Origin of the sequence: Solwaraspora sp. WMMD406 (genome assembly GCF_029626025.1) — a bacterium.
In the GTDB taxonomy this organism is placed as follows: Bacteria; Actinomycetota; Actinomycetes; order Mycobacteriales; family Micromonosporaceae; genus Micromonospora_E.
Genome location: NZ_JARUBF010000001.1, coordinates 13,804 through 37,607, shown reverse-complemented (window position 1 = coordinate 37,607; position 23,804 = coordinate 13,804). Strand labels below are relative to the sequence as shown.

Annotated in this window: 20 protein-coding genes and 1 pseudogene; 15 read left to right on the top strand and 6 right to left on the bottom strand. The window is 68.0% G+C overall.

Translation table 11 applies throughout. The features are described 5' to 3' along the window. Window position 1: 1 nt before the first annotated feature. Entirely contained in the window at window positions 2–433 is a 432-nt protein-coding gene (locus O7632_RS00170; protein WP_278110323.1) for an organic hydroperoxide resistance protein, read from the top strand. Here O7632_RS00170 and O7632_RS00165 read toward each other — a convergent pair. Continuing rightward, the gene (locus O7632_RS00165; RefSeq protein ID WP_278110322.1) at window positions 420–1,841 is read right to left on the bottom strand and encodes an MmgE/PrpD family protein; all 1,422 of its coding nucleotides are present in this window, start codon (window positions 1,839–1,841) and stop codon (window positions 420–422) included. The genes O7632_RS00170 and O7632_RS00165 overlap by 14 nt on opposite strands. Further along, window positions 1,834–2,724, bottom strand: coding sequence for a cyclase family protein (locus O7632_RS00160; RefSeq protein WP_278110321.1), 891 nt, complete (start codon window positions 2,722–2,724; stop codon window positions 1,834–1,836). The genes O7632_RS00165 and O7632_RS00160 overlap by 8 nt, the downstream gene beginning before the upstream one ends. Before the next feature lie 634 nt (window positions 2,725–3,358). Here O7632_RS00160 and O7632_RS00155 point away from each other — a divergent pair. Genes O7632_RS00155 through O7632_RS00125 form a run of 7 tightly spaced genes read left to right on the top strand, consistent with a single transcriptional unit; the run spans window position 3,359 to window position 12,468 of the window. Beyond that, window positions 3,359–4,771, top strand: a complete 1,413-nt coding sequence (locus O7632_RS00155) for an ABC transporter substrate-binding protein (protein ID WP_278110320.1) — start codon at window positions 3,359–3,361, stop codon at window positions 4,769–4,771. Between the two features lie 10 nt (window positions 4,772–4,781). Continuing rightward, window positions 4,782–6,791, top strand: a complete 2,010-nt coding sequence (locus O7632_RS00150; protein ID WP_278110319.1) for a hydantoinase/oxoprolinase family protein — start codon at window positions 4,782–4,784, stop codon at window positions 6,789–6,791. Then, entirely contained in the window at window positions 6,788–8,512 is a 1,725-nt protein-coding gene (locus tag O7632_RS00145) for a hydantoinase B/oxoprolinase family protein (RefSeq protein ID WP_278110318.1), read from the top strand. Before O7632_RS00150 ends, O7632_RS00145 begins: the two co-directional genes overlap by 4 nt. A 6-nt stretch (window positions 8,513–8,518) precedes the next feature. Beyond that, entirely contained in the window at window positions 8,519–9,496 is a 978-nt protein-coding gene (locus O7632_RS00140; protein ID WP_278110317.1) for an ABC transporter permease, read from the top strand. A gap of 14 nt (window positions 9,497–9,510) precedes the next feature. Continuing rightward, on the top strand, window positions 9,511–10,467 hold the full coding sequence (locus O7632_RS00135; RefSeq protein WP_278110316.1) for an ABC transporter permease: 957 nt from the start codon (window positions 9,511–9,513) through the stop codon (window positions 10,465–10,467). Between the two features lie 19 nt (window positions 10,468–10,486). Beyond that, the gene (locus O7632_RS00130) at window positions 10,487–11,488 is read left to right on the top strand and encodes an ABC transporter ATP-binding protein (RefSeq protein WP_278110315.1); all 1,002 of its coding nucleotides are present in this window, start codon (window positions 10,487–10,489) and stop codon (window positions 11,486–11,488) included. Continuing rightward, window positions 11,485–12,468 (top strand): ABC transporter ATP-binding protein, encoded by a 984-nt coding sequence (locus O7632_RS00125; protein ID WP_278110314.1) that lies wholly within the window; start codon window positions 11,485–11,487, stop codon window positions 12,466–12,468. Before O7632_RS00130 ends, O7632_RS00125 begins: the two co-directional genes overlap by 4 nt. A gap of 39 nt (window positions 12,469–12,507) precedes the next feature. Here the strand turns inward: O7632_RS00125 and O7632_RS00120 are convergent, their stop codons facing one another. Both O7632_RS00120 and O7632_RS00115 read right to left on the bottom strand, forming a co-directional pair. Next, a complete protein-coding gene (locus O7632_RS00120; RefSeq protein WP_278110313.1) occupies window positions 12,508–13,548 on the bottom strand; it encodes an enoyl-CoA hydratase/isomerase family protein in 1,041 nt (346 codons plus the stop codon). A gap of 971 nt (window positions 13,549–14,519) precedes the next feature. Beyond that, window positions 14,520–14,672 carry a hypothetical protein gene (locus O7632_RS00115; RefSeq protein WP_278110312.1) on the bottom strand — a complete coding sequence of 51 codons (153 nt, stop codon included), beginning with the start codon at window positions 14,670–14,672 and terminating at the stop codon, window positions 14,520–14,522. A 119-nt stretch (window positions 14,673–14,791) separates the two neighbouring features. Between O7632_RS00115 and O7632_RS00110 the strand changes: the two genes are divergently transcribed. The 3 genes from O7632_RS00110 (at window position 14,792) to O7632_RS00100 (ending at window position 17,737) form a co-directional block, all read left to right on the top strand. Beyond that, on the top strand, window positions 14,792–15,574 hold the full coding sequence (locus O7632_RS00110; protein WP_278110311.1) for a restriction endonuclease: 783 nt from the start codon (window positions 14,792–14,794) through the stop codon (window positions 15,572–15,574). Window positions 15,575–15,965: 391 nt separating this feature from the next. After that, window positions 15,966–16,964, top strand: coding sequence for a hypothetical protein (locus tag O7632_RS00105; protein WP_278110310.1), 999 nt, complete (start codon window positions 15,966–15,968; stop codon window positions 16,962–16,964). A 353-nt stretch (window positions 16,965–17,317) separates the two neighbouring features. Further along, window positions 17,318–17,737 (top strand): hypothetical protein, encoded by a 420-nt coding sequence (locus O7632_RS00100; protein WP_278110309.1) that lies wholly within the window; start codon window positions 17,318–17,320, stop codon window positions 17,735–17,737. 48 nt (window positions 17,738–17,785) lie between these two features. Here the strand turns inward: O7632_RS00100 and O7632_RS00095 are convergent, their stop codons facing one another. After that, window positions 17,786–19,189, bottom strand: a complete 1,404-nt coding sequence (locus O7632_RS00095) for an IS66 family transposase (protein ID WP_278110308.1) — start codon at window positions 19,187–19,189, stop codon at window positions 17,786–17,788. A 74-nt stretch (window positions 19,190–19,263) separates the two neighbouring features. Here O7632_RS00095 and O7632_RS00090 point away from each other — a divergent pair, with 74 nt between their 5' ends. Next, window positions 19,264–19,536, top strand: a complete 273-nt coding sequence (locus tag O7632_RS00090) for a hypothetical protein (RefSeq protein WP_278110307.1) — start codon at window positions 19,264–19,266, stop codon at window positions 19,534–19,536. Window positions 19,537–19,587: 51 nt separating this feature from the next. Continuing rightward, entirely contained in the window at window positions 19,588–20,424 is an 837-nt protein-coding gene (locus O7632_RS00085; protein ID WP_278110306.1) for a hypothetical protein, read from the top strand. Between the two features lie 88 nt (window positions 20,425–20,512). Here O7632_RS00085 and O7632_RS00080 read toward each other — a convergent pair whose 3' ends face one another. Next, window positions 20,513–21,502, bottom strand: a complete 990-nt coding sequence (locus O7632_RS00080; RefSeq protein ID WP_278110305.1) for a hypothetical protein — start codon at window positions 21,500–21,502, stop codon at window positions 20,513–20,515. A 725-nt stretch (window positions 21,503–22,227) separates the two neighbouring features. Between O7632_RS00080 and O7632_RS00075 the strand changes: the two are divergent. After that, window positions 22,228–22,527 (top strand): annotated as a pseudogene (locus O7632_RS00075) (transposase); the annotation flags it as partial. Between the two features lie 64 nt (window positions 22,528–22,591). Further along, window positions 22,592–23,437 carry an IS3 family transposase gene (locus O7632_RS00070; protein ID WP_278110304.1) on the top strand — a complete coding sequence of 282 codons (846 nt, stop codon included), beginning with the start codon at window positions 22,592–22,594 and terminating at the stop codon, window positions 23,435–23,437. Window positions 23,438–23,804 lie beyond the last annotated feature (367 nt).

The window sequence follows — 23,804 nt, the reverse complement described above, 5'->3', positions numbered from 1 at the left end:
CATGATCGATCCCGTTTACACCGCACGGGTGACCGCGACCGGGGGCCGGGGCGGGCGGGTGCGCTCGGCCGACGGCGTGCTCGATATCGCGCTCGTCCGCCCTCCGGGGCTCGGCGGCTCGGGGGTCGACGGCGACGGCACCAACCCCGAGCAGCTGTTCGCGGCCGGATACTCGGCCTGCTTCCACTCCGCCCTGACGGTCGTGGCCAGGGCCGCGCGGATCGGCGTCGCCGAATCGTCGGTCACGGCGGACGTGACCATCGGCAAGCATCCTGACGGCGGCTACGGCCTGGCTGTGACGCTGGACGTGCGCCTGCCGGGAGCGCCGCCGGACGTGGCGCAGCGGCTGGTCCGGCAGGCGCACGCGCTGTGCCCCTATTCCCGGGCGACCCGCGGCAACATCGTGGTGACGATCGTGGTCAACGGGGGGTGACGTCGGCGCGGCCGACGTCACGCATGAGGCCCGGGATCGTCGAATCGTCTTCGCCCAGTCGGGCGACAACGGCGATGACCCGGTCCCGGGCCTCTGGGTCGAGCCGGCCGACCACGTTGTCGCGAAACTTGCGGTGCAGCTCGTCAGGGCTCAGCCGGCGTTGGGGACCACCCCGGGTGTACATCACCCGCTCGACGAGCTCTCGGCCGTCCACCGTACGGACCCGTACCGCCGCCGGGAACTGGTGCGGGAAGACGCGGGTGCACTCCGGGTCCTCGACGACCGTCACCTTGGCCATGATGTCCCGCCGGAGCGGGTCCTGGGCCCGGGCGTCGGTGAAGTCGGCGCGGGCGGCCCCCAGTCCACCCCCGCCTAGCAGGCCGACCGTGACCGCGTAGGGCCCGCTGAACTGGGCCTGGTATCCGGTCTTCGGCGTCCGTTTGACCTCGATCGGTTCGCCGATCGTCCGGATGACCGGCCCCGGAGCCAGCACGGTGATCTCGGCGGCGTCGGCGGGACGCAACCCGGCCCGGCGCAACGCGTCGGCAGCGTCGATCACCGCGTGGAGGAAGTGGTTGGCCGGGTAGGGCTTGACGAACAGATCACGGGTGAGCCATTCGCGGCCCAGCCCGTCAATCACCGCCTCCGGGCGCGAGTCGTCGCGGAGGAACGCCTGGAGCAAACCGAATCGACCCTCGATGACTGTCGGCGGGCCGGTGAAACCGGCCAGGCTCAGCTCGGCGGCCCGCACGGCCGACTGGGCGGCCCAACCGCAGTGGATGCGCTTCACCGTACCGCCGGCGCGGTTGGCCTCGATGACGCCCGAGGCCATCGAGGCGGCCAGACCGACCGCTGCGGCGATCCCCCCCGGATCGAGGTCGGCCAGCACCGCCGCGGCGACTGCTCCGCCGACAGTCCCGCAGATGGACGTGGCGTGCTGTCCGTGTCGGAAATACACCGAGTCGCCGCTGGCCGGATCGTATCCGGCCATGCCCAGCCGGATGCAGGTCTCGATGCCGGCAGCGAACGCGGCCATGGCCTTCGCGTCGTCGGCCCCGAAGCGCTCCGCGGCGGCCAGGACGGTCGGTACGAGGGTGGCACTGGGGTGCAGTACCGATGGAAGGTGGGTGTCGTCGTAGTCGAGCGAGTGCGCCAGCACGCCGTTGGCGAACGCGGCGTCGACGGCCGACACCGGACCGGGCAGCCCGATCGCGTGTGCCTGGGGCGAGCCATTGGCAGAGATGTATGTCAGCGCGGCGCGGCTGGTGTCAAGGTCGAGCGCGGCGACGCTGACCCCGAGCGTGTCGAGAATTCGGGCGCGCAGGTTCTCGACGACATCGGCCGGCAGATCGGCGAGGCCCAGGTTGTGGGCGAACGCGGCTACGGTGTGCGCGATCGGTTCAGTCACCGCAGCGCACCGCCAGGGGGCGTACCGGAGAGCCGGTCGCTCCGGTGATGGCCAGTGGCGCCAGCACGAACGTGAACTGGTAGGTCTCGCTGCCGGCGAGTCCCTCCAGCGCCATCGCCTCGATCAGGTATATGCCGTGTTCGACGAGCAGGATCCGGTGGGCGGGTAGGAGGCTGTGCCCGGCCCCGGGCGCGAGGCACTCGAACGCGATGGTGTCCGCGCCGGCCGCGTGGACACCGTGCTCGACGAGCCAGCGGGCACCGGCTGCGCTGATTCCGGGAACCCCGTCCGCTGCCCCGACGAACGCGGCCGGCTCGCCGAACAGCTGTGACCACCCGGTACGGATCAGGACGACGTCGCCGGGTTCCGGTGGTGTCCCCTGAAGCCGGACCACTGCGTCAAGGTCGGCAGGAGTGATCTCGTAGCCCGGCTCGCACCGGGACAGGCCGAGGGTGCGGGGAACGTCGAGCAGGATCCCACGGCGGAACATCGGATCGATCTGCTCGGCCCCGTGTACGGCGAAGCGACCGCCACGCATGGCGTCGGCCACTGGGATGTCGTCGAACAGACGCCCGTCCTGCGAGACGTGGGACAAGGCGTCGATGTGGGTGCCGACGTGGGTGCCGGTGAGGATGAGATCGTTGGCGGCCGAACCGCCGTCAGCGCGTACAGCGTCACCGTGTCGTCGCGGTACGTGGTGTTGAAACGCCGGATGGTTGGGCGACTGAGGCATGCCGGGAAACAGCGGATGGCCGAGGTCGAACACGCGGACGCCCCGGCCGAGCGCGGCGAGTAACGCGTCGGCCGGCGGGCCGGGCGAGGTCGATGACGCACTGACGGCAGTGTCCGGCGTGACCACGCCGGACACGGAGCTGTTGTTCACGCTGACTCCATTGTTCCGCTGGGTAGAACGATACCGAGGTGATGTTCTGCAAGGTACCGAAGGTGAGCGGCCGGGGCCAAGATCTCGTGCCGAACGCGGACTATCGTTGCGCTCGGAGTGCGGCCGTGGTCACGGTGTGTCCGCCGAGGTGGGCGCGGCTTTGCCTCCACCCGTCGGGCGCGGGGACGCCAGGTGGACATCCCGTGACGTGGTCCTCGCCACACCGCGATGCCCGGGTCGTCGGCGATCGGGTTTCAGGTCTGTTTCGGCCCGCTCGCGACTCCGGGCGAAACGTCTGGATCGTGCCCTTGGGGTCGTTCTGGCCTGCCTGGGCCCGTGAAGGGCTGGACCTTGACACCCGACGGCATGCCCTCAAGAATCCAGAACATCATGGCGCTCCTGTTCTAGCCAGTGGAACGCCAGACGAAAGCCGCGGTCGCGGCGTTTCAGTCAGGATGTGAGGGCAGACAATATGGATGGGTTTAGCCTCATACGGGAAGCAGGCCATTACCGGGTCACCCGCCGTGGCCTGGTCAAGGGAAGCGCCGGCGGGTTGACGCTGGGCGCACTGGCGCTCGCCGGTTGTTCCGGCGGAACCGGTGATTCCGCGACGCCGGGTATGGCGACGGTGGACATGGCGCTTGAGCCATCCACGCTCAACGGCCTGACCATCAACAACCAGTACATCTCATGGGTCAACCGGCACGTTCAGGAACGGCTCTACGACATCGACCCCAACTCGACCGAGCTGATCCCGCGCCTCGCGGAGGGACAGCCGACGATCATCGACGATCTGACCGTCGAGGTGAAGATCCGCTCGGGCATCCGGTTCCACAACGGCGACGAGCTGACCGCCGAAGACGTGGCCGCCACCATCAACGCGGGCAATCAGCAGGGCCGGGTCTGGATTTTCCATTTGCGGCCGTTGGCCAACGTCGAGGCCGTCGACGCCACCACCGTCCGGTTCACGCTCCAGAACCCGTGGGGCCTGCTACCGCTGAAACTCGCCCTCATCCCGATCATCCACCGCGACTTTCTCGACCGTGACGACGAGATGATGGGCACGGGCCCCTACCGGCTCGACTCCCACCAGCCAGGGGTGCAGATCAGGCTGGCGGCCAACGCCGAATACCGTGACGGGGCGCCGGCGATCTCGGAGATCATCTTCCGGATCGTGCCGGAGCCGGGTGCCCGCATGGTCAACCTGACGCAGGGCAGCTCCAGCATTTACCCGGCCGTATCGACCGTCGACGCCAGCCGTATCGCCTCCGATTCCAACCTGGTCCTGGCCGAGGCCGCGGCACCGGTTCTGATCACCATGCGGCCCAACTGCGCCCATCCTGTTCTGCGGGACGAGCGGGTACGGCAGGCACTCGCCTTCGCGATCAACCGCGGGCGGATGCGCGACGTGGTGTTCGGCGGTCGGGCCGAGATCGGCCAGGGCCCGGTCGGACCGGGGCATGAGGGCTGGGAATACACCACGAGGATCTACGAGGAGGATCCCGACCTCGACCGGGCCCGGTCGTTGCTGGCCGAAGCCGGGTACGCCGATGAGGAGATCTCCTTCACCTGGGTGGCGCAGGACGACACCGTCCTGCGCGACGTCGGTGCCGTGCTCGCGGCCGACTGGGCCGCCATCGGCCTTAACGCCGAGCTGCAGTTCCTGCAGCAGGGCGACTGGCTCTCGTCGACCACGAAGGGCGGCCCGTGGGGGTTCAAGATCGCCTACGAGATGGCCGGTACCGGGCAGGGACGCAGCATCGACGGGAGCGTCGGATCCCTCATGGCCGACAGCGCCTCGAACTCCACCTCGTTCATCGACGAAGAGTCGACCGCGATCGCCAAGCGGGCCGAAGTCGCCGCCGACGCCACGGAGCGGGTCAGGCTCTACGCGCAGTGGAGCGACATGCTCGCGACCAAGGCGGCCTACATCCCGCCGGTGTACCCGCTGTTCCTGATCGGTCACCGCAGGGAGGTCACCGGTCTCGATCCGGCCGCCTACCGGCTCAACGCCTTCGACCTGTCGACGGCCACCATCGCGGCATAGGACGACGGGGATGACGCGCGTCATCGGGGTCGACGTCGGGGGCACGTTCACCGACGCCGTGCTCGTCGAGGCCGGCCGCCACGTCTGCGTGGCGAAGGTCCCGTCCACGCCGGACGATCCGTCGCGCGCCATCGCCGCCGCTGTGGAACAGATCCGCACGGAGCGGGACGCCCGGACCCTTCTGGTTCACAGCACGACGGTCGCGACCAATGCGATCATCGCCCGCACTGGTGCCCGATGCGGCATCATCACCACCCGCGGCTTCCGCGACGTGGTCGAGATGGGGCGCCGGGACCGGCCGGAGATCTACGGCTTCGCCGGTGCGCACCGGCCGGTCGTGGCCCGGCGCGACCGGATCGAGGTCCGTGAGCGGCTGGCTCACGACGGAGTCGTGGTCGAAGCGCTGGACCTGGACGAGGTACGCGACGCCGGCCGGCAGCTGCTGTCGGCCGGCGTCCAGGCGGTCGTGGTCTGCTTTCTGCACTCCGACGTCAATCGCCGCCATGAACAACAGGCGATGGCGGCGCTGCGCGAATTCTGGCCCGAACCGCGTTACGTGACCGGCTCGGCTGATGTCTACGCCGAGGCCGGGGAGTTCGTCCGGTTCGCCACCGCGGCTACCAACGGCTACCTGCAACCGGTGGTCGGAGCCTATCTGGGGCGACTCGCGGGCCGGCTGGCCGACATCGGGCACACCGGCGACGTGCTCGTGATGCAGTCCAACGGTGGGGTCGCCTCGATCGAGCAGACCCGTGATCTGGCGATCGGTGTAGCCCGCTCAGGCCCGGTGGCCGGCGTGCTCGCGGCGGTCGGGCTCGCCGGGCGTGCCGGGCTGACCAACCTGGTCACCTGCGACATCGGCGGCACCAGCTCCGACGTGTCGGTCGTCGTCGACGGCCGGCCACGATACGTCAATGACGCGGCCCTCGGCTTCCGGCTCCCGCTGGTCACGTCAAGCGTGGACGTCGTGGCGGTCGGCGCCGGCGGTGGCAGCATCGCGCGCGTCGACGAGCTCGGCGTGCTGACCGTGGGGCCGGAATCGGCCGGTGCCGATCCGGGTCCCGCCTGCTACGGCCTCGGTGGTACCGCGCCCACGGTCACAGACGCCGCCCTGCTGCTGGGCCGTATCGACCCGGACGCCCGGTTCGGCACCGGCCGGCAACACCGGCTCGACCCCGAATTCGCTGCGGCAGCTGTCAAGCCGGTCGCCGACGCGCTGGGTATCTCGGCGCAGGAGGCTGCGTCGGGCATCCTGGCCGTGGCCACCACCACGATGGGTAACGCGATCCGGTCGGTACTGACCGCCCGCGGCCACGACCCACGCGAGTTCACGCTCGTCGTGTTCGGTGGAGGTGGCGGATTGCACGTGTGCCCGTTGCTACGGGAGACCGGCATGCGGGCGGCTCTCGTACCGCCCCGACCCGGACTGGTCAGCGCGCTCGGTTGTGCCCTGGCCGACCTGCGGTACGAGAACAGCCGATCGTGGCCGACCACGGCAGCTCAGCTGGACGACGCGGACACCGTGGCCACGCTGCACCGGATGCTCGACGACCAGGAGCAGACGCTGCGAGAGCGGCTGACCGAGACAGGCATCGCGGCTCGTGACGTCGACATCGTCGTGGAGGGCGACATGCGCTACCGAGGGCAGAGCCATCACTTGCGGGTCCCGCTCGAACGACCGATCAGCCGCGCCGGGGCGGAGCGGCGGTTCCGGGACGCCTACCGGCTGCGGTACGGCCGGACGTTGGCAGACGGCCTGGTCGAGATCGTCACACTGAGATCGACGCTGGTGGCCCGGCACGGAGCCGCAGCGGCGGGAGTTCGGCCGGCGACGCCCCGTACCGGCGCCCCGATCATCGCCTCCGATGCCGCGGCCCGGCACCGGGACGAGGTGCAGCCGGGCGAGCACCTGCTCGGGCCGCTGCTGCTGTCCAGCGAGGACGCCACGGTCTACCTCGAAGCCGGGTACGTGGCCGATGTCGACGCGGAGCGGAACCTGCTCATCCGGGAACAGTCATGACGGCCGGCGACGATCGACGTCCGAGCGCCGACGTCGATCCCACGACACTGGCGGTCCTGCGGGCGGCGTTACAACAGGTCGCCACCGAGATGGACACCACCCTGGTGCGGTCGGCCTTCTCCCCGGTCATCTCCGAGATGGACGACCGCGCGTCCGGCCTCTACGACGCGATGGACGGCGCGACGATCGCCCAGGGGCCGGACAGCATGCCGATCTTCGTCGCAGGTATGGGATACGCCGTCGGCCGTACCATCGGGCTGTTGCGTGAGCGCGGTCGGCTCGACGACTTGCGCGGCGGCGATGTCTACATCTTCAACGACCCGTACGCCGGAGGAACCCACGCGCCGGACGTCAAACTCCTCGCTCCCTACCTCGTCGACGGCGAACTGTTCTGCTGGCTGGCGACGAGTGGACACTGGCTGGACATCGGCGGCAGCCTTCCTGGCTCGGTCGTGCCGGACGCGACCGAGTGCTACGAGGAAGGGCTGCGTATCCCGCCTGTGCTGCTGCACCGGGCCGGCCGGGAATGCCCTGACGTCGCGGATCTGATCTTCGGCAACATCCGGGCACCACAGCTGCAGCGAGCCGACCTCGAAGCGATGCTCAACGGACTCCGGGTCGGCCGACGCCGCATGGACGAACTGCTGGCCCGATACGGTGCCGGCACCGTGCGGGCCGCGATCGCGCAGCTGCGGACGCGGGCGGCCCAGCGGATGCGGCAGATCGTCGCCGAGCTGCCGGACGGGGAGTACCCGTTCGAGGACCACCTCGACGACGACGGTGCCGGCGGCGGGCCGATGCTGCTGCGCCTCGCCCTACGGATCGCCGGCGACACGATGACCTTCGACTTCACCGGTTCGGCCGGCCCTGCCCGCGGTCCGATGAATCTCAGCCGGGACACGACGGCGGCCGCCGCGTTCATCGCGATCAAGCACATGTTCCCGGACCTGCCGGTCAACGGGGGCGCGCTCGAGCCGGTCAGGCTCGTCATCGACGACAGCTCCTTCCTCAACGCGGTCCGGCCCGCGCCCGTCGGCGGCTACCTCGACTGCGCCTCCCGGGTGATCACCGTCGTGCTGGGCGCACTCGGCAGGTGTGTGCCCGAGCACGTGCCCGCCGACTGGTTCGGGACATCAGCGGTCATGTCCCTGTCCGCGACCGGCCGCGACGGACGACCCGCGGCGATCCCGCTGCCAGCCGCCGGGGGCATGGGCGCGCTTCCCGACGACGACGGGCTCGTCAACGCGCCACCGCCCCACGGAACCGCGAAGTACCCGCCGGTGGAGACGATGGAACGACGGTTCCCGATCCGATTCGACCGCATCGAGCTGACGGCCGACTCCGCCGGCGACGGTCTGCACCGCGGTGGACTGGGCAACACCTACCAGATCACGTCTCTCGACCCGTCGGTGTCGATCAGCATCATCGGGGACCGGGCGCGGTTCGCCCCGTTCGGCGTGCGCGGCGGCACCGACGCCCGGGCGTTGACCGTGCACCTGGACGTGGAGGGGCGACGACGGGACCTCCCCGGTGCGAAGGTGCGGCACGTGCGGCTGAGACCCGGCGACGGCGTGACACTGCGCTCACCCGGCGGAGGCGGGTGGGGCGATCCCCGACACCGCCCTCCGGCCGCCGTCACGGCCGACCTCCGCGACGGCTACATCACCATGGCCCGCGCACAGGCGGTGTACGGCCGGCGGAACCCTTCGGAAGAGGAGTAGCGATCGATGGCAGGATACGTGGTCCGGCGGGTGATCGGTTCGTTCGTCGTCCTCCTGGCGGTGGCCACCCTGGTGTTCGTGCTGGTGGACTTCGCCCCCGGCGACCCGGCCCGGATCTACGCCGGCGCGTACGCCACCGAGGAGGACGTGGCTGCCATCCGTACGCTGATGGGGCTGGACGGGTCGCTGCCGGAACGCTACTGGGCGTACCTGTCCAACGCCGTCACGGGTGACCTGGGCCAGTCCGTCTTCACCGGCCGCGACGTGCTGACCGAGGTGCTGGAGCGGGCCCCGGCCACCGTCGAACTGGCGATCGTGGCACTGATCGTGGCGACCCCGCTGGGCGTCGCACTCGGCCGGCTCGCCGGCGCACGGTACGGGTCGAAGCTCGACACGGCGATCCGGGTCGGCACGCTCGTCAGCTTCTCCGTCCCCGGCTTCTGGCTCGCGTTACTGCTGTTGTTCCTGTTCGGTCTCTACCTACCGGGGATCGTGCCGACCGGCGGCTGGGTGCCGTTGACCGAGGACCCGCTCGGCAACATCCAGCACATGATCCTGCCGGTGCTCGTCCTCGCCCTACCGTACGTGGCGATCATCGCGCGGACCCTGCGGGTATCCATGTTGGACGCGCTCGGCCGCGACTACGTCATGTTCGCCCGGGCGATGTCGTTGTCGCCGAGGGCGGTCAACGGGCGGGTGGCGCTGCCGAACGCGATGATTCCGACGGCGACGGTCATCGGGTTGGCCCTGGCCTACCTGATCGGTGGCACGGTGATCGTGGAGGTGGTGTTCACCATTCCCGGGATCGGCCAGTTGATGATCGACTCGTTCGAGAAGCAGGACTTCCCGGTCGCGATCGGGTGCACCCTGTTCATCGCGCTGTTCTGCGTGGTGCTGAACCTTGTGGTCGACCTGCTGTACGCGGTGATCAATCCCAGAGTCCGTGAACTCTACCGCCAGCGGGTCTCGGTCCGGGACCTCTAGGAAGGAACGCGGTCATGCAATCGACGTCGACGCCGCCCGTTCCGGCGACCGCTCCACCGCCGGCCGAGACGATCACCACCCCGGCGAGACCGCCGCGTCTCGCCGGCCTGCGCACCTTGGGCCGGGTGGTCGTCGCGACCTGGCCGTCGCGGATCGGTCTGCTCCTGATCGTCGCCTACCTGGCGGTGGTCGTCATCGGCACGTTCGTCGGCGGCGACCCGCTCGCTCAGGGCGACGACATCCTCGTCCCACCCAACCTGGAGCATCTGTTCGGGACCGACCAGCTGGGGCGGGACATCTTCGCCCGTACGGCCGCCGGCGCACGCCTGTCGCTGGTGGTGGCGCTCGCCAGTGTCGTGCTGGGCCTGGCCGTCGCCCTGCCGCTCGGGATGGTCGCCGGCTACTTCGCCCGTACCTGGATCGACGAGCTGATCATGCGGTGCCTCGACGTCATCATGGCGCTGCCGCTGTTCATCCTCGGTGTCGTCTTCCTCGGCCTCAGCCGGGCCAGCGGCGGCACGATTCTCGGCCTGCCCGCGCCGATCGAGGTGCAGGTCGTCACCGTCATCGCGATCACCACATTGCCGAAGTTCGCCCGGGTGGCCCGCGCGGCGACGATGGTCGAACGCGAGGAGGAGTACGCCGATTCGCTACGGGTCATCGGGGTCTCCCGGTTCCGGATCATCTTCGGGGAGATCTCCATCAACGTGCTGCCGCCCGTGTTCGTGCAGGCCTTCCTCTGGATGGCGGTGGCGATCTTCGCGGAGGCCGCGCTGAGCTTCCTCGGCCTGGGCGTCCAGGCTCCGGACCCCACGCTCGGCAACCTTCTGCACGACGCACGCAACTACGTGCTCTACGGCGCATGGTGGTATTCGGTGATGCCCGGGCTGGTGCTGATGATCGTGATCGTCGGGCTCAACCTCGTCGGTGACGCGTTGACCGACCGGTTGTCCCCACAGTTGCGCGACTGAGCCAGGAATGGAGACACGCGTGGAACCGTTGCTGGAGATCGACTCCCTGCGGACGACATATCGCCGCCAGGGCCGCACACGTACGGCCGTGCGGGGGGTGTCCTTCGTCGTACACCCCGGCGAGGTGGTCGGAATCGTCGGCGAGTCGGGCAGCGGCAAGAGCACGGCGCTGATGTCGGTACTCGGCCTGCTCCCGCCGAACGCCGATCTGCACTCGGGCCGGATACTGTTCAACGGGACGGACCTAGCTACGGCTGGCGATGCGGTGCTGCGCGCCGTGCGGGGGCGGGAGATCGGCCTGGTGCCCCAGCGGCCGATGACCTCGTTCAGCCCGGTGACCCGGGTCCGCCGGCAGATTCGCCGGCTGCTGCGCCGCCACCGGGCGGGTGAGTCGACCGACATCGACGTGGTGATCGCGGACATGTTGCACCGGGTCGGCCTCGACGGCGTCGCCGGACGCCTGGACAACTATCCGCACCAGTTCTCCGGCGGCCAACTGCAGCGACTGCTCGTCGCGGTCGCGGCGGTCGGCGCACGGCCACGGCTGCTGTTCGCCGACGAGCCGACGACCACGCTCGATCCGACCGTGGCCGCCCAGATCCTGCGGTTGCTGCGCGACCTGCGCGACGAGCTGGGCCTGGCCATCGTCTTCGTGAGCCATGACCTGCGGTCGGTGGCGCAGCTCTGCGACCGGGTGTACGTGATGTACGCCGGCGACATCGTCGAGGAAGGAGACGTACGGTCAATCTTCGACCAGCCGAGGCACCCCTACACCCGGGCGCTGCTCGACGCGATCCCCAGCCGGCACACCCCCCGCGAGCCGATGCCGGTGCTCGCCGGAAGTGTGTCCAGCCTGCCGGAGGACCGGCGTGGCTGCTCGTTCGCCCCGCGCTGCCCGATCGCCGCCGACGTCTGCCACGAGGACACGCCGCAGCTGCTGCCGGCTGCCGCCGGCCGGGTGGCCTGCCACCGCTACCCGGACGGCGGCTGGCCGCCCGGTGATCTTCTGGAGGATCGATGAGCCAGCGACTGCGCGTCGAAGAGCTGTCCAAGACCTTCCACGGCCGGCGGTCGTGGCGGACCATGCGTACGCCCAGCGTGCACGCGGTCAACGACGTCTCGCTGACCATCGAACCCGGCCAGACACTGGCGCTGGTCGGGGAGAGCGGCTGCGGCAAGTCGACGCTGGTCCGTACGATCGCCGGCATCTACCAGGCCACGGCCGGGCGCATCTTCGTGGACGACACCGACATCAGCGACCGGCGGGCGCTGCGCCGGCACCGGCGGGCCGTGCAGCTCGTACCGCAGAACCCGTTGTCGTCACTCAACCGCAGCCGTACGATCCGGCACGCGCTCACCCAGCCGCTGCGGGTACACCACATCGGCACCGACCAGGCGGAGCAGGACCGGCGGGCGGGAGCCCTGCTGGAACGAGTCGGTCTGTCCGCCGACTACCTGCCACGCCTGCCGGTCGGGATGAGCGTGGGTGAGCTGCAACGGGTGGTGGTCGCGCGGGCGCTGGCCATCGAACCGTCGATACTCCTGCTCGACGAGCCGACATCGAGCGTGGACCTGACGACCAAGGCCCGCATCATCAACCTGCTCCTCGACGTACAGCGGTCGTTCGACCTCACCTGCATGATCATCACACACGAGATCGACATCGCGCGGCACCTCAGTCACCAGATGGCTGTTATGTATCTCGGCCGGATCGTGGAGTCCGGGCCGACCGAAGAGGTGTTCAACCGCCCCCGGCACCCGTACACCCAGATGCTCGTGGCCTCGGCGACCGCGACCGAACCGCTCGCCGGCCGGCGAGCGGGCGACACGCCGCTCGGCGAGGTGCCCAGCATCGGGTCGCACACCGACGGGTGCGCGTTCAGCCCGCGCTGCGTTCATGCCGCCGAGGTGTGCCTGACCGCGCCGACCCTGCGGGTTGCCGGCCCCGACCACCAAGCGGCCTGTCATCGCATCGAGCAAATCGGTATCGCGGCGCCCTGACCCACCGGCGCTCGTGGGCAAGGTGCCGAGGACCGACCGTCAGGCCAGCGTCAGGTCGGGTCGGTCGCGTGGCGGGGCGAAGCAGGTGTCGACGAGCGCCGGTGGGACATCCGCGAGCGTCGAGGGCCGCCACCGAGGTCGGCGGTCCTTGTCGATGATCTGGGCACGGATGCCCTCGACGAGATCGGGCAATCGTAGTAAAGCGGCGGAGATCCGGTACTCCTGGACCAGCGCCGCAGGTAGATCCGGCAGAACGGCCGCGCTACGGAGCGAGCGGAGCGTCACGACCAACGAGGTGGGTGATCGGGTAGTGATCACCTCCGCCGCTGCCCGCGCGGCGGCATCGGGATGTGTGGCGAGCCGGACGACGATCGCGCCCACATCGTCGCCGGAGTAGCAGGAGTCGATCCAGTGCCGGGCGACGGTGAGCTCGGCCCGGGGCGGGGCGACGGCAAGCGACCTGACCGCCTCGGCGGCGTCCCCGCGTGCCAGCTCGAGTGTCAGGTCCGGCAGCCGGTCAGTGGGGATGTAGTGATCGGCGAGCCCGGCGGCTATGGCGTCCGCGGCGTCGACCGGGACGCCGGTGAGCGCGAGGTGGGTGCCGAGCTGCCCGGGTGCGTGGGACAGCAGCCACGATCCGCCGACGTCGGGGTGGAAGCCGATGCCGACCTCGGGCATGGCGACCCTGGACCGCTCGGTCACCACCCGCAGCGAAGCGTGGCCGGAGATGCCGACGCCGCCACCCATCACGAGGCCGTCCATCCAGGCCACGATCGGCTTGGGGTAGGCGGCGATGGTGGCATCGAGCCGGTTCTGGTCGGCCCAGAAGTCCAGCGAGGCGGTGCCGCCGGTCACGGCGTCGGCGTGAATGGCGCGGATGTCGCCGCCGGCGCAGAGTCCACGCTCGCCGGCGCCGGTGATCAGAATTGTGCGGACACGGTCAGATACCGCCCACCGGGCCAGAATGCGGCGGATGCTGGTGATCATCTCGGCGGTGAGAGCGTTGATGGCCGCCGGCCGGTTCAGGGTCAAGTGCCCCAGATGGCCGTTGACCCGGGCGATCACCGGCTCCGTGCTCACGTGGTGGTCCGGTCGTCGATCAGCTCGCCGGACGTGATCAGCCGCATGATTTCCCCGTCCCTTCGGCTAGCCACCTACCCCAGTTCACTGATGATCTTTCCAATTTCGGGCTCGAAAGCACAGCCATAGCTGTCGCTGTGGACTGCGACATACGTCACGCTATGCGGCGGGCGTTGCTGGAGGAGGGGTGGGACCCGGGCAGAGTCGAAATTTGGTTGATCATGTTTGTGATGCCGCCGCCTGGCCATCCGCTGGGACCGCCACTTCGACCTCCACGACGCTTCCATCAGCCTCGGATGCGTCCTGATCTGCTGGCGCCAAAGCCGTATTCGGCACACCTTCGGGATGAATCGGTCGTCACCTTGTAGTGACGTGTGGGCCGATGAGGCCGGCATTGAAGAAGCCGTCGATCCTGTAGCTGATCATCACGCGTTGCGCATCGATGAGTGATACATTTATTTTTCTGTTTAGGATAGGCCAATCGTTCGGGTGCTCTTGACTCTCCCGTCAACAATCACTTCGAATGTTGCTGTAGATCCTGTCTTGGTAAAATCACCGACTCCTGTCATCGCCTAGAAGTGTTTGTACCTATTGTTGAAGTGATCTCAGCGACTTCGGGTAAGTATTTGTATTCGAAGTGGGTCAGGTGCGGGGTAGGGGCACACCCGTCCTATGTCATCTTCCAATCAGGCCAGTGAACCCCCGAAATCCCAGGTCAGAACCACCCACCGGCGACAACTCGCTCAGATTGAACGGCAACGACCGGCGGAGCCAGCGTGGTCAACGCTGTCGCAGGTTCGTACGTGGTGAACTGCTGCGCGACTAGGCACGGTGCTGCTCTACCGCCTCCTGCTCAGCCCGGGCCGTGAGGATTCAGGAGGATCAGCGTCCTGTCCTTGAGGGCAGCCTCAATAGCTGGCTGGACCTTGGACCGTTAGGGAACCCGGTCCGGGATGTCCGCCAGAACCAGGTCAGGCACAGGGGATGCAGCGGGGCTCGCTTTGCCACATACCCACCATCCAGTTCTCGCTGCACTGGCGCTCACCGCCGGCGCGGTTGAAGCGATAGGACTTGCCGACAATGAGGGCCGGGTAAAGCAGGATCGCCAACTGCGCCGACGTCATGGCCTCAACCGAACGTGGGCGCTATGCCGGGTGCCATGAAATGACGGCGGACCAAGGAGGAAGCCGCGATCATCGGCGCCCTGCTACCGTTCCACGACCAGCACAGGAGAGGGGCGGGGATGGAGGGCCGACCGGAGGGCGCACCGCCGCCGCGACAGGTCGAGGATTGGGCCGCCGCCGAGGCGAACGCCGTGGCTTGGATGAAGTGGCTCGGCCACCGTGACGCACGTCCGACGAAGCCAGGTGCCGACGGAGGCATCGACGCCATCGCGATGGGCGCCTTCGCGCAGGTCAAATGGTACGGAAAGCCAATCGGTCCACGGCCGCTCCGCGAGCTCGCGGGCGCGCGAGCCAACCGTCCGGGCACGCTCTACTTCTTTGTGAACAACCGCTACACGCCGGCCGCGTTGTCCTACGCCGAGCAGGTAGGGATGGCTGCCTTTGTCTACTCTCCGGCAGACGGGATGATCATTCCTGTTAGTAGCGCTGCTCGGCGGATCTTCCAGATGGCCAGGGACGGCAGTCGCATGGGCGAGCAGCGTTCCCATCCAGCGGCGAGCCCGACAGAGCCGCAACGGCAGCGGCAAAGGAGCCGGACCACCGAACCGTCGGCGGCGACAGGCACCAACCAGGAAAGCCAACCCGGCGAACAGCCCCGAAGATACCCCTCTGCGGCCTGGCAGCAGCGACGAGGACCGGACGACCCGCTGACTCCCGCGGCCGAGTACGTCTCCTCTGAGCATCACCCCTATCAAGATCAGAAAGGCGAGATGCTCCGGCGCTTGCGCCAGAAGCGGGACACGCGAGTGGGGGCGGTTCCCGATCCGCTGGATCATCATCGGCCGACGAAGAGCGCGGCCCGACGTATTAGTCAACTGCGATTCCGGGCAGCCCGAGCCTGACCGTTCGGAAACTCGGTCGTGGCCTGTGAAGTGCGGCTTTGTGGGGCGAATCCAAGACCGCGGCCGGGCGGGGGCGGTCGCCCTGGACAGGCCCACCATCCGGGTGCTGCGGGCGCACCGCCGCCGCCAACTCGACCAGCGGACCGGGACCACCGCCGACGGCAAGGCGTGGACCGACACCGGGTACGTGTTCACCCGCCCCGACGGCGCAAGTCCGCCGCGATATGATGCGACTATACTCATGGTTACGCATGGAGTTCGGGCTGTACCTGAACCACCGCGGATCACTTGTCGAGGCATGGAGCGTCGGACCGCGCCCTCGCCACCGCCTCCCAATCCGTGCACCACGCCTTGACCGCCTGCGGGCCGTCATGCGAAAGGACGCGCCAACGTGACCATCTACTCCACCCACCCGAACCGCGGAAAGACCCAGGTCCTAGCCTCCTACCGCACCCCCGACGACGACACCGCCAGCACCACCGTCACCAGCTGTGACGAACCCATGCTCGCCCGAAGGATTGTTGACGCGCTCAACCGCATCTCCGCCTGCGCCACACTCCCGCTGTGCGTCTACGACCGGCGTGGCAACAGCTTGAGCGGCTACCCGACCGGCCACTTGGACACGTTGATCGACCCGGCGGCACGGGCGGGCCTGCTCGTCGGCACCCACAGCCTCTGGTACGAGCTAGTCATGTTCGAACTGCACACCGCGTTCACCGATCTCGACCAAGCACTCAACGAGGCCCCAGCCCCGGTCCAACTCGCCATCACCCAGGAACTACAGACCGAGGCCCGCGACCTGCGCGCCGAGGTGCTCTATTACAGCGAGAACGTCGAACCTGCGATACCGGTGCAGCGATCGTGGGAGCACTCACTCCCGTTCGTCGCTTACGAGGGGGGCATGTCCCAACTCAACACGTTGACCCGGGAGTCGCTTGATCGACTCGAGGAAGGCGCTACCGATACGGCTCTAGCCGAAGGTGCCGAAGGGCTGCGGGCACTCCTGAGCGCCTACCGACTGACCGACAATCAGGAGGCGATGCTGGACGTATCGGCGCTGTCGATCCTCGACGACCCGTCATGGGGAGACAGCTACTACCTGTCAATTGACAGCCCCGTACCCGGCGGGAGGCATCCGCACGGGTGGAACATTCACCTGGGTCGGTGGGAACCGGACGATCCCGACGACGAAGACAGCGGCGACTCGACCGGCAGCGCGGTCGTTATCTGCGATCTGCCTACCGCGCCCGGCATCGCCGACCTCGTGCAACTACTCAACCTCAGCGCCGCCGGCACCAGCCAACACGAAGCCTGGGCCACCACACCGGTCGGCGACCCGCTGCCCGGTACCGGCCTCATCGTTACCAGCCGAGACGACTCGCACAAATAGGGCTCAACAGCACTATCCGGGACAGGCCGGATCGTTATTCAATCCGACCTGTCCCGGTCGACCCGATAGTCAGGCGTGGGAGCGTCCCTCCATCTCGCCTCTGGTCATCGACCTCCTGGGCGTGACATCTCGTCATGCCGGAACCGCTCCGCGTGACCTCCTGGCTTGCTGCCTAGCTATGACCCATCGCATATATCCGTATCGCCCACAATTGCGCTCCACCCTCCCGCAACCTTCCGACAATCGCCGTAGGTCGCGGGCCAGGGCAAGATCATCTTTCTGGCCGGTGTCGATCCTTGGGGTATGGCAGGATGACTTTGATGCTCGACGTTAGTACTGGAGCGTGAGGCACGGTGCTCATCAACAAGAACGAAATGATCGAGGGCCTATCTGCGGTAGCGGCGAGAGATCTGATGCGGTCCTATCGGGACGACACTGGCGCCTGGCGGGCGGCACAGGTTCTCGGCGTTTCGGAGGATGAGGCGATCGCTCATCTCGCGAAACTCTGCACGGCGGGCTACCTGGCCAGAAGCGAGCACTCTAGCGGCGAGGCGCAGTGGATCACGACGGTGCGCGGGAACGCGCTCGCGCAGGCTACCTTTCGGAAGCCGATCAGTCGCTCAACGGCCGGACGGCACCTGGAGTCAACTGTAGTGCGAGTACGAGAATATAACTCCGACCCACACAAGTTGCTGACAGTAACCAAACTTGTGGTTTTTGGCAGCTTCCTAGACGTAAAACAGGAGCAGCTCGGTGACCTCGATCTGGCGTGACTGGATAGGTGCGTGGGACCTTGGAATACCGCAAGCGCGCGAGGTGGGTCAGGTGGTTGTGGGAATCCAGGGGCTGCCGGCGGCGGCTCGGGTGAGTGCGTCGAGCATGTTGATGCCGTGTCGGGTGGCGGTGGCGGTGTAGCTGCGGATCGCGGCGAAGTGTTCGGCTCCGGTCATGGTGCGCATACTGCCGGAGACCTTGATCCGGAGTTTCGGCATGCGGATGGTCCGCTCGGCCGGGTTGTTGTCGAACGGGACGGCCGGGTCGGTGAGGAACCGCAGGTAGTCGGCGCGTCGGTCCCGTAGCCGCACGAACAGGGCGTGGTACTTGCGGTGCAGCTTGTCGGTGCGGTCGGCGGTGGCCTCGGCGCCGAGTACGACGGCCGAGCGCAGCAGGTGGGTCTGTTCGGCGAGGTCGGCCGGGTCGGGTTCACCGCCGTCGGCGCGGGCCGTGACCGTCAGGTGGTTCAGTTGCCGCAGGGCCGCGGCGGCCTGGCCGGCGAGGTCGGCGACCTGTCCGGTGGCGGTGTCGACCACGTAGACCAGTTCCCGCAGCACGTGGGCGTTGCACAGGGCGTGGACCGCGTCGGTGTAGGTGTCGTACGGGGCCCACGCGTCGTGCACGGCGGTGCCGGTGAAGGCGGGCAGCACGCCGGCGTCGTCCATTCCGGCGGTGCCGCGCCGGCGGTGCACGGTGAGGAGCACGTCGGTGGGTGTGGAGGCGGAGTGCAGCCAGGCGAGGCGGCCGTCGACGCGCATGCCGGTCTCGTCGAAGTGCGCGACCGGGGCGTGTCGGACGCGGTCACGGATGACGGGGAGCACCGTGTCGATGACGCCGAGGGCGGTGCGGGTGACCCAGGCGGTGATGGTGGCCGCCGCGACGGGCAGGCCGAACAGGTCACGGATCGCGTCGGCGGTGCGGCCGATGGACAGGAACTGTCCGTGGAGCAGGTAGACGCCGATCGCGGCGATCCGTGGTCCGTAGACGGCGGGCGCGGTGGCCCCGACGGGTGTCGCGGCGGTGGTGTGGTGCCCGCACCGGCAGGCGACGGTGACGATCTGGTGCTCGGTCACCACGACCCGAGGCTGGGGGATGTCGAACACCTGCCGGCGGGTGACCGTCACCTCGGCCGGGTCGGTCAGGCCGCCTCCGCAGCCGCCACAGGTGTCCGGCACATGCCGGACGATCACGTCCGGATCCGCCACCTGGGACAGGGTGGTGCCCTCGCCGCCGGTGGGACGGCCCGGCCGGCGACCCGAACGGCCCCGCAGCGACTTCGGCGCCGGTTTGGCCAGCCCGTCGCTCGACGGCGGTTTCGACGAGTTGGCAGACGACTGCTTCAACCGGGCCTCAAGCTCAGCGATCCGCGTCAGCGCCTGCTCCAGCCGTGCTGCCAGCCCGGCGTTCAACGCCAGCAGCTCGTCATACGACGGCGGCGGATCGGCGGGCATGGCTGGTCAACCTACCAGCCTCCACAGCAGACAGCACCACCGGGATCAGGAACCTATCCAGTCACGATCTGGCTATGGAGGTAGTACGTAGAGTGGAAAGTGGCGAGTGGTCACAACGGGCCCGCGAATACGCGACCCAGAGCGGTCGGCGGTTCAGCCGTTTTATTGACAAACTCGGCTGGCCTGGGCGCGAGCTGATCATGCTGCTCAAAAATCGCAGTCCGGTGATCAATATAACCAACGAGGACGTCAAGCTGATCACCGACCGCTATCGCCTGGTATACGATGTTCAAAACGATAAACTCGCCATTCAGCCAAGGCCCGACGCGATGGTTCATCCGTTCTAGATACGCCCGAAATCTCGCACCAGCATTCCGCCGCCGGAGGGTACCCGAACCATGAGCAGTCCCGAACTGGACGAAACGTCCACCGATGAAGAGAGGTACCCGTCCCCTGATGTTCTGCGGGAAATGTTAGCCAACCATGGGTTCGAGCCCGACAACCTTGCCCAGATGGTCGACATGGCAGCTGTCGGCATTACGGCTCTATGGTGGCGGAACACCAAGGTAGAGGACTGGCATGCGGGGGCTAACATCGGTGCCCTGTCCGACATGGACATGTATCGAGTTAACACCCACAGCACGTCAAGAGTCCGTGAGCGGTTGAAGACCTGGTGCCGGCAGCAGGGCGTCCGTAGCATGACGGATGTAGCCGGGGCCGACCCTGACTCCCTAGAAGTGGTTGTCTATCGCCTGTACCGCTGGTTCACCAACCCGAAGCGGGTTCTCGTCACCGGCAACACCCTCTATGATGTAGTGGCCCAGACGCTGTCCAACGCGCGGGCCCATCCGGAATGTGATGTGCCAGAAGATGTCACGCCAGAGTCCGAACTCGCCGACTACGAAAAAGAAGTAGCAGGCGCGGCCAGTTACGCACTTTTATGTATGGACAAGTACGACCCTCGTTCGGTCCTCTACGGCCCGGCAGTTTTCAGCATCGCGTGGGCGACTGGATGGTGGGGAAAGCCAGGGTACGCATCGCACGTGGACGCCGTGTTCGCCGCGCTCGATAATCCCGACCACCGCGTCTGGAGAGGCAAGCCGATACCGGCACCACCCTCAGGCACCGACCTTGCAATAGTCCGAAGACTGATGCTCACCCGACCATGGCAGATTCCCGACGCCGTTTGCGAGTGGCTTATCTACGACGTTGGGGAGCACTACATACTCGACTGACAACGCCTGCGAGAACAGATCACGCCGCAGCACATTCGGCATCTCCTGATCACCTCAGGACGGCCGCCGATGCCGTCGGTGCCGCAATTCAATTCGCTTCGGGCTCGGGGTCGAACTGGCTGAGCCACTCCACGTCGCCGTCCGCCTGTGTCGCGACCATGCCCGCCGCGAGCCACACCAACGCGGGCAGGAACACGTCGCCCAACCGCTTGAAGGCTTCATCGACTGTGGTGTTCGGCGCGAGAGGACTGCCCAGGAGGCCGGCGAGTTGGAAGGCATAGTCGGCCGCCTCGCCTCCCAGATGCTCCCGGATCCACTCCATCGCCGGACCAGCTATGTCGCCGTTCGCTTCCTCTTTCGCCCCGGTCAGCCACATCATCAGCACCGCGATCATGGTGCTGGCGGCCAGCCCGGCGGCCTCCGGGTCGTCGGCCGCTTCGAGTGCCTCCGGGATCCGCCAGGCGGGCTCGTCCGACGCAATGCCGATCGTCTCGTTGACGAGTTCACGGAGGCCCTCGGCGCCGAACTCGACGCTGTTCGCGAAGTCGATCTCCTCATCATCCTCGTCGCCTCGGTGTCGGGCGACGGCGTCGAGGTAGGCCTGTACCTCGGTCGCGCTGAACAGGTGCTCGTTTTCGCTGGTGACGATGTAGCCGACCTCCCGCCAGGCGTGGATGAACGCCGGATCGACCCCGGTTTCCTCGGCGGCGGCGATCATCGCGGTCATGCCCTCGTCCCAGTGCCGCTTGCCCATCGGGGTGGGCTCGTCCGCGTCCGGGTCGAAGAACACCGGATCTTCGGGTCCCGGGTCTCGGCCGAACTTCGCGCGGAACGCCTCGCGCTGGGCCTGGAACCCTTCGCGCATCTCCTGGCCCAGATCGGATTCGCTGTCCCAGGTGAGGGTCGCGGCGCCGTCCGGGTGCCGTGTGCGCTGGACGAACCGGGGGTCTCCCTGGCGCTCCAGGACCTTTCGGGTGTGTTGCTCCCGGAACTTCTCCTGCCTGGCCAGTTCACGTCTCTGTAGACGTGCTCGCTGTTGGGCGGCGAGGCGCTGGCGAGGCGTGCGCTTTTTCGGCATGGGCCGGTCCTCTCGAGTCCTGCCGGTGGGTCCCCGTCGGGCACTCCTGGAGCATTATCCTGGTCGGCACCCCGAACTACGGGTCCCGCGTCGGGTGTCGGCGATCGTCCTGATGCATGGGGCGGCGGGACACCCGACAACCAGAGACTGTCACTGGCGATCGGTTCCTCGACTGCAGGGTCGCGTGCGCCGGTGAGCACTCGGAAGGGTGGAGCAGGTGCGTAGGCGTGCCGAGTTCCGGCAGATGGTCGAACGACTTCGAGATGAATGCCGGGCGCATGGCCTCGGTCTGGCACCCGCCGCCGCAGAGGACATTCTGGCCGACCTTGTTCAGAACATGGCCAGCGGCCTCGGCGTGCGTGGGGAGACGGTCGTACGCACCTACCTCGGCACCATCGATGTCGCCGCTATGGTAGAGGACCTCGCGCGAGCAGACGAGGCGCGGAAACGAGAGGTTGCAGACGCTTCACCCGCAGTGATCAGCCTCGAAGGCACTGGTCGGCTTGTGGCGTCACTCGCCCAAGCGGTCCGTTGCGTCAGCCGGAACCACGAGCAGCTTATGGGCGGGGACAGCGACAAGTGGGATGCGATCGGAGTTCTCGACGATGCGAGCAATGGGCTGACCCTCGTCGGTGAGGCATTGGAGAAGCACCACCCGGCACCTCTGGGCCTGACCCGGTTTGACGGACATCCCAGCTCAGAGGGGCTGTGTCCCCCTCGGGAGGATGTTCATCATGGAAGGCATGGGCAAGAAACCACGCCGGCCGCGCAGAGCGTTCACGCCGGAGTTCAAGGCGGAGATCGTCGAGGTGTGCCGGCGGGGTGACCGGACGATCGTGCAGGTCGCGAGGGACTTCGACCTGACCGAGACCGCGGTCCGTGAGTGGGTCAGGCAGGCCGACGTCGACGCCGGCACCCGGTCGGACGGGTTGACCAGCGACGAGCGCGACGAGTTGGCGCGGCTGCGGCGGGAGAACCGCCGGCTGCGTGAGGACGTCGACATCCTCAAACGGGCCACGGCTTTCTTCGCGTTACCCGGTGAACGTGTACCCGTTCATCGAGGCGGAGAAGGCGCGGCAAGGCGGGAACGTGAAGCGTTCCTGTGAGCTGCTGGAGGTCTCCCGGTCCGCCTACTACCAGCACCGTGCCGGGCCGTCGCGTCGGGACCGCGACGACGTCGACCTGACCGCCCGCATCGCGCGGATCCCCGCCGACTCGGCCGGTACCTACGGCGCGCCCCGTGTCCGCGCCGAACTCGCCGCGCAGGGGCGGCGGCACTCCGGCAAGCGGGTCGCGCGGCTGATGCGGGGCGCCGGGTTGTGCGGTCGGATGCCGAAGCGGTGGTGGACCACGACCGTGCCCGACCCGGGTGCGGCGTTGTCGGCGGACCTGATCCGCCGGGACTTCGATGTCGCCGCCGCCGGGGTCGACACCCGCTGGTGCGGTGACATCACCTACGTCCACACGTGGGAGGGCTGGCTGTATCTGGCCACCGTGATCGACATCGCGTCACGTCGGGTGGTGGGCTGGGCGACCGCCGACCAGCTGCGGACCGATCTGCCTGCCCGGGCGTTGTCCACCGCGATCGCCGTCCGACGCCCGAGGGGGCCGGTGATCTTCCACAGCGACAGGGGCTGTCAGTACACGAGTGCGCGGTACGCCCGGCTGGCCGACCGCAACGGGGTGCGGTTGTCGGTTGGTGGGCGGGGTCAGTGCTGGGACAACGCCGTCGCGGAGTCGTTCTTCGCCACGATCAAGACCGAACTGCTCGACCGGAGGGCGTGGCCGACCCGGGCCGCCGCCCGTGCGGCGATCTTCGAGTGGATCGAAGGGTGGTACAACACCCGCCGCCGCCATTCCACCCTGGACTACATGAGCCCGGCCGAGTATGAGGCGACGGCCTGTTCCCGCAGGCCAGACAGCAAGGTAGCGTGAGATCAACTTACCGACCCTGTCCGTCAAACCGGGTCAACCCCACCTCACGGTGTTGCCGTCCTCTGGAGCGGCGAGAGCGTCGTCCACGCGCGACGCGCCCTGACACGAACCGTTGAGAACCTACGCGGCGGCGCTTGGTCGTTTGGGTTCGGAGCGGAAATGGACGCTGGCGTGGCCACCCGAATGACCACGGATCTACAGAAACTCCCGCAGGACTGACGCCCGGTACCAGTGCTGAAAGCCGCCGTAGCCCTGGTTGAGCCCTGAAGGACCGTCGCCAGGGGCGTCCTCGCTGCCGTTCTCCGGGCACGCGATGTCCGGCACTGTGTAGGAAGCAGTTCGCCTCGGTGATCTTGTCAGTTGCGAG

Coding starts and splice junctions, on each gene's coding strand:
- O7632_RS00170 (WP_278110323.1), top strand. CDS start 2: ATGATCGATCCCGTTTACACCGCACGGGTGACCGCGACCGGGGGCCGG.
- O7632_RS00155 (WP_278110320.1), top strand. CDS start 3,359: ATGGCGCTTGAGCCATCCACGCTCAACGGCCTGACCATCAACAACCAG.
- O7632_RS00150 (WP_278110319.1), top strand. CDS start 4,782: ATGACGCGCGTCATCGGGGTCGACGTCGGGGGCACGTTCACCGACGCC.
- O7632_RS00145 (WP_278110318.1), top strand. CDS start 6,788: ATGACGGCCGGCGACGATCGACGTCCGAGCGCCGACGTCGATCCCACG.
- O7632_RS00140 (WP_278110317.1), top strand. CDS start 8,519: ATGGCAGGATACGTGGTCCGGCGGGTGATCGGTTCGTTCGTCGTCCTC.
- O7632_RS00135 (WP_278110316.1), top strand. CDS start 9,511: ATGCAATCGACGTCGACGCCGCCCGTTCCGGCGACCGCTCCACCGCCG.
- O7632_RS00125 (WP_278110314.1), top strand. CDS start 11,485: ATGAGCCAGCGACTGCGCGTCGAAGAGCTGTCCAAGACCTTCCACGGC.
- O7632_RS00115 (WP_278110312.1), bottom strand. CDS start 14,672: ATGACGTCGGCGCAGTTGGCGATCCTGCTTTACCCGGCCCTCATTGTC.
- O7632_RS00110 (WP_278110311.1), top strand. CDS start 14,792: ATGGAGGGCCGACCGGAGGGCGCACCGCCGCCGCGACAGGTCGAGGAT.
- O7632_RS00095 (WP_278110308.1), bottom strand. CDS start 19,189: ATGCCCGCCGATCCGCCGCCGTCGTATGACGAGCTGCTGGCGTTGAAC.
- O7632_RS00090 (WP_278110307.1), top strand. CDS start 19,264: ATGGAGGTAGTACGTAGAGTGGAAAGTGGCGAGTGGTCACAACGGGCC.
- O7632_RS00085 (WP_278110306.1), top strand. CDS start 19,588: ATGAGCAGTCCCGAACTGGACGAAACGTCCACCGATGAAGAGAGGTAC.
- O7632_RS00080 (WP_278110305.1), bottom strand. CDS start 21,502: ATGCCGAAAAAGCGCACGCCTCGCCAGCGCCTCGCCGCCCAACAGCGA.